General features: G+C 36.7%; 5 protein-coding genes. 4 read left to right on the forward strand and 1 reads right to left on the reverse strand.

The genetic code is table 11. The annotated features are described in order from the left end of the window. Positions 1-160 precede the first annotated feature (160 nt). From QT327_RS27940 to QT327_RS27955, 4 genes are all read left to right on the forward strand, one after another. Positions 161-364: a hypothetical protein gene (locus QT327_RS27940; protein ID WP_289554467.1), complete on the forward strand. Its 204-nt coding sequence runs from the start codon at positions 161-163 to the stop codon at positions 362-364. Between the two features lie 5 nt (positions 365-369). Further along, positions 370-726 carry an immunity 8 family protein gene (locus QT327_RS27945; RefSeq protein WP_289554468.1) on the forward strand — a complete coding sequence of 119 codons (357 nt, stop codon included), beginning with the start codon at positions 370-372 and terminating at the stop codon, positions 724-726. 1068 nt (positions 727-1794) lie between these two features. After that, a complete protein-coding gene (locus QT327_RS27950; protein WP_289554469.1) occupies positions 1795-2277 on the forward strand; it encodes a hypothetical protein in 483 nt (160 codons plus the stop codon). A 117-nt stretch (positions 2278-2394) separates the two neighbouring features. Next, on the forward strand, positions 2395-2679 hold the full coding sequence (locus QT327_RS27955; RefSeq protein WP_289554470.1) for a DUF1493 family protein: 285 nt from the start codon (positions 2395-2397) through the stop codon (positions 2677-2679). A 166-nt stretch (positions 2680-2845) separates the two neighbouring features. On the opposite strand, the gene QT327_RS27960 is transcribed toward QT327_RS27955, so the two are convergent. Continuing rightward, positions 2846-4636 carry a glycosyl hydrolase family 28-related protein gene (locus tag QT327_RS27960; protein ID WP_289554471.1) on the reverse strand — a complete coding sequence of 597 codons (1791 nt, stop codon included), beginning with the start codon at positions 4634-4636 and terminating at the stop codon, positions 2846-2848. Positions 4637-4841: the final 205 nt, after the last annotated feature.

A 4841-nucleotide genomic window follows, 5' to 3' on the forward strand; every position in this document is an offset into this window, starting at 1 on the left:
GTGAATTATTTCCGAAGTCATGGTTATTTAAACTTCTACCTAAAAGTTGGTTTGGAAATGCCGCTAAGAGGGTGCCTTGGGAAAAAGTAAGTGGTATGGTTGAGATGCTGCAAAAGGGAAAGGGAATTTCGGCTTGGGAAGTGGTACACTTGATGAAGCAATGACAGCTGGTAGGTCTTGGGTCGGTGATGGATTTAAAATAGCAAGCGATGGAAAAACAATGATTAGTGCTGATGGGCTTCGCCAGTTTAGACCACCTTCATTTAAACGTAAGTTAGGAAAGACGAAAGCAAACTTTGAATGGAGAAATGTTAATCAGGGACAGTGGCAGGGCAATGGTCATTTAAATATTATAACGCCGTAATAGCAATGAAAGCAAAATTAAAATATATACATAGCCCTGACATTCTTGATTTGTCAGAGTTTATTCCAGAAAAGCAAAACAATTTTTCTATTCTATTGCAATTAATAGTTGCTCCTCTAAATGGTGAAGGTGAGGAAAGTTTTGATATTGTGCTTTGTACTCCTCAATGGTTGATAGAAAATCATCAAATTTCAGATATTATTATTGGAAGGCATTATTTAATTGTTTTTGAATATAACTATTCAAGAATTTATAATAAGCTGAAAGAGCTTATTGAGAATATTGACGGTGAAAACTGGGATGATATTGGAATGAAAGTAGGTAGAATTGGAAAATGGGAGTTTGAGGATTATCAAGAGTAGTCATAAGGTTAGACGGAATGAAATTGTTTGTTAAAATATTGCCGCTTGTTTTTCCTGCACTTATTGCAAATGTAGTAAGTGCAGCTACTACTTTTACGGATATTTGGACGGCAAAAATTCCTTTTCTTCCCATAAAGAGATACCCAAAATGGCTTTCAAAGTTTAAGAATGATTTGGCGGATTGTTATCAAAAATGAACAGAATTTAGTAGCTTAATAGAGAACGGGGTAAAGTAATTGAAGCCAATGTCACTAAGGAGGTAACTAAGTTAGGAACGTATGAATTAGAGATAACTCATAGACTTACTAAATACAAAAATGCATTTGCAAAACTTAAGGTTGATATAAAGCTAAATGGGATTCAGGAACCGATAAAGTTTGTAGAACATAAATGGTAAAAAATTTGTTATTGATGGCCATCATCGTTTTAGGGCAGCAAAAGAGTTAGGAATTCAGAATGTTCCAGTACGGCAGGTAAAGCTACCTTGTGCTGGTTATAAATCAGTTGATAATCTAATTTATTCTCGTTACTAATGGCAATTTGGCAATATACTTTTCAGGTGTTACCAAAAAAAGTGTAAGTACTTCGGCTGAAGAGTTTTTCTTTAACTGAAGGATTTGATGATGAGTTCTTTTGGAAGAATTACCCTCTTAAAAAAGGCTTTTTTAATAAAGTCAATTCAATCCTTTAAAAAACTAAATCTTGGAGTAACGATGTTGATTTATACGGTAATCAGGGATCAAATTGCTTCGAGGTCCTTTCTAATGACGAAGGAAATGTTCTTTCTGTTTCTTTTAGATTAGATTTTACAGGTAACTATGAATCGATACTAAGTAACATTATCGAGTTCTGTCGTTTTAACGATTAGTCATTTTAGATGAAGGGTCAAATATTGTTCCATTGAATCACGAACAAGTGCAGAGTATTATAAGGAATTCACCACAGGTGAAAAAGTATAATGAATTGTCTAAAGAGACAAAAATTCTGATAGCTGTATTTAAAACACACATTTGGATTGCCTGGAGAAGAAGCAGTACAAGGAGATCCATATAGTAAACTTGGTGTCCAATGCTAAATAGAGATATGAATAGAGACGAAATAGATTATTATAAGACGTTGTTAAACGAATTAAGATTTCAGGAAATGGAAGAATTGTTCGAGAAACTAACATTTTCTGAAATAGAGAATATCTTATATCAGTTGGCATATAATCCAAATACTGATGAGAGTAATTTACTTGTCTATACCTTATATCAAAGACTTTTATGTAAACAGGAGACACCAAGCCTTCACATGTCGATAAGTAGGTTGATGGGTTCTATTTTAAATCATACGTCTGAACAGGCAGAGCTAATAGGATTGTATCATGGACTAAGGGCCGTTGAACTTGACCCTAATAATATAGAGATTATGGAGTATTTGCTTTATTTCAACCACATTCCGGAAAAGTTATTACCAGATTCAGTAGCAATAGAATTTGCAAAAAAAATAACCTTGAAGAAACCAGAAAGTAGTGTGGCAGTATTAACTTTATCTAAACTGAAGTTCTGAACACTTTATTAGAAGTGGAGCTTGATGTATTCTTTAGGGCAAGAATGCAATTTTGGCAACAGAACCGGATAATATTCGTGTTAGTCCTACAAGTATGAGATTTAGTAATTGATAGTTATGGAAGCATTAAATGTTGAATTGATTAATTTTCTTAAAGAAGAAACTTTAGAGCCATCATTGATAGTAACTGAAGATCTTTCGATTGAGGATGACTTAGGGATTTCGGGAGATGACGCTTATGAGTTTATGACAGCTTTTAGTAAGAGATTTGGAGTTAATCTCGTGGGCTTTGATTATAGTGATTATTTTAATTCGGAGCCGTCATGGTTAGGTAGGTCGTCAGAAAAAAAAGCATTAACTGTAGGAATGCTAAATAGAGCAATAGAAGAAAGGAAATTTTAAGTATACGCCATAAGGCTTTAAATAAAACGCCTGGCTCTCTTAGTCGAGCCAGGTATAGTGTTATTTATTGCACATAAGTCTTCCTTGATTTCAAATTCCTGATCAAACATTAACTATGTACTTGTTTCCTGTGCTCTTCCTGCAGAGGCAGCGCATAGGGCTCCCTTTAATAACCACCTGTATAGAATATTAACTGGGTGCTGGGCTTGTATAAGGAAGATGTGTCGCTTCCATATAACCGTACTTCGCTATCTTCAATGTTTCCTCCCCAATGCACGGCTGTTCTGACCCCTTCAGGTCCTATCATTTGATTATAGCTGTAAGCGAACCGAGGATTGTTAACCAGTCCGGCAACCTTTAGCACAACAGCAAACTGATTCGGACTATTGTCATAGTAAGCCGATTTTACAATGGCAAATTGTCTTTTGAGTATGGTATCGGTATCTTTAATCGTACTAGCAGCTGACGCAGGGTTATTCAATACGCCATTCATAATAGCTAGGTTTTTTGCTTTCCATGTTCTTAGAAGATTCGCAGGACCCGCCCAATTCACTAAATTACTATTGTCATTTGAAGAAATGCTGCTGTTCAGGAGGGTGAAATCAACATAATTACTTCCATTTGTTCCACCGTTTTCAGTCATATTGTTGGCCTGAAGGTGAGCCACAACGCCCTTATTTGTTAAGTATTCACCGCCGTTGATTTCTATCGAACCACCACAGATATAAAACGATTGGTTTTCTGCGTGTATGACACTGTTTAACAACTTGACTTTGTAGGTGTCTTGAATTCTCACACCGATTTTACTACCGTAGGAAATAAAATTCTCAACCACAATTAAATTGGTGTTCCTGTGATAAAAAGAGAAGTTTAGTGCCGATGTTTCTTTGTATTTTACAATGTCGGTAGCAGGCCCCCATTCTGAAGGCGTCGCCCATCTTGATTGAAGATTGACATATTGGGTTACATTTTTAATAAATAGGTTCGTTTTTCCAGGTGCAATGCCCTGATATGTAATATCAAAACCCAGGACTAAGTTTCCGTAGAAACTGCAATTTTGTATGTCGTGAAAGATATTATCCGGAACGTTACCTCGGGTTATTAGCCGGATACTTGAGTCGTTATTATAACCTGTAATGTTTTTTATAAAGACATTTGCGTCGGCAATATCGATTGCCACTCCTTCGCGGTGTGCTGTGCTATTGCCTCGCAAATCGCAAAACAGACCTCCGTTGATATTAACTGTCGGAATATTCCCTGCGTCTCCCTCAATTAAAATGCCCGACTTTCCCGCGTATGGATTACTTTCTTTATAGACGGAGCAGTTATTGAAATTATAACGACGTCTGTACTTATCACCACCGTACTCGATCCAATTGTCGGCACAGAAGCCTGCGTAACCTACCGAATAGGCATTCGCATAACAATTATTAAAAGTTACGGTATCACAAGACGATATATAAAAAACGGTCACCGATCCACATCTCCTGCCAACTAAATTGTCGCAAATGACATTGCCTGATCGGGATATCAACAAGGCAGACCCACCGTTCTGGATGGTAAAATCGGCTCGGGGGTCACCGTGCGGTATATTCAAAGGACCAGCTGCATCCGCGTCACCGTAATTTTCACCTTTTGATTCAATGGCTAAATCCCTTATATGGACGAAGGTACATTTGTCAACAGCTAAAGTACAGTGATAGTATTGCTTCTTTGGGGCAACGCCCTGGTTGCTTGGTCTGACAACGCTCGAATGACCATCTCCATAGATGGTAATATTGTTTTTATTACGGAGTAAAAGGCAAGCACTATCGATAATATAGGTTCCGGTTGGAAAATAAATCGAGCAGCCATTCGGTACGCTGCTGAATAAAGTCCGGATTGCATTCGTGTCATCGGTAATACCGTCTCCGGCAGCACCGTGATTTTTTACATTGTAAGATTGAAATACTGGCATAGCTAATAATTGAGTTATATTAAAAGTTTATAAATGACTCTAATTTAAGTAATTGTTGTGAAGGAATATAATCAGTGTGGAAATATTATAACGGTTTCGTTCCCTTTTTACTAGATAAACAAACCTTTGTTACAAACGAATAATTAGGAACAAAGCGAAAAGCCGTTCAATTTAGATCTGCATAAACTTTTTGGATATCCTATTG

The organism is Olivibacter sp. 47 (assembly GCF_030372825.1).
GTDB classification, from domain to species: Bacteria; Bacteroidota; Bacteroidia; order Sphingobacteriales; family Sphingobacteriaceae; genus Olivibacter; species Olivibacter oleidegradans.

What these genes read in the sequence shown, in the direction of transcription:
- QT327_RS27940 (WP_289554467.1), top strand. Translation starts at nt 161, where the DNA reads ATGACAGCTGGTAGGTCTTGGGTCGGTGATGGATTTAAAATAGCAAGC.
- QT327_RS27945 (WP_289554468.1), top strand. Translation starts at nt 370, where the DNA reads ATGAAAGCAAAATTAAAATATATACATAGCCCTGACATTCTTGATTTG.
- QT327_RS27950 (WP_289554469.1), top strand. Translation starts at nt 1,795, where the DNA reads ATGCTAAATAGAGATATGAATAGAGACGAAATAGATTATTATAAGACG.
- QT327_RS27955 (WP_289554470.1), top strand. Translation starts at nt 2,395, where the DNA reads ATGGAAGCATTAAATGTTGAATTGATTAATTTTCTTAAAGAAGAAACT.
- QT327_RS27960 (WP_289554471.1), bottom strand. Translation starts at nt 4,636, where the DNA reads ATGCCAGTATTTCAATCTTACAATGTAAAAAATCACGGTGCTGCCGGA.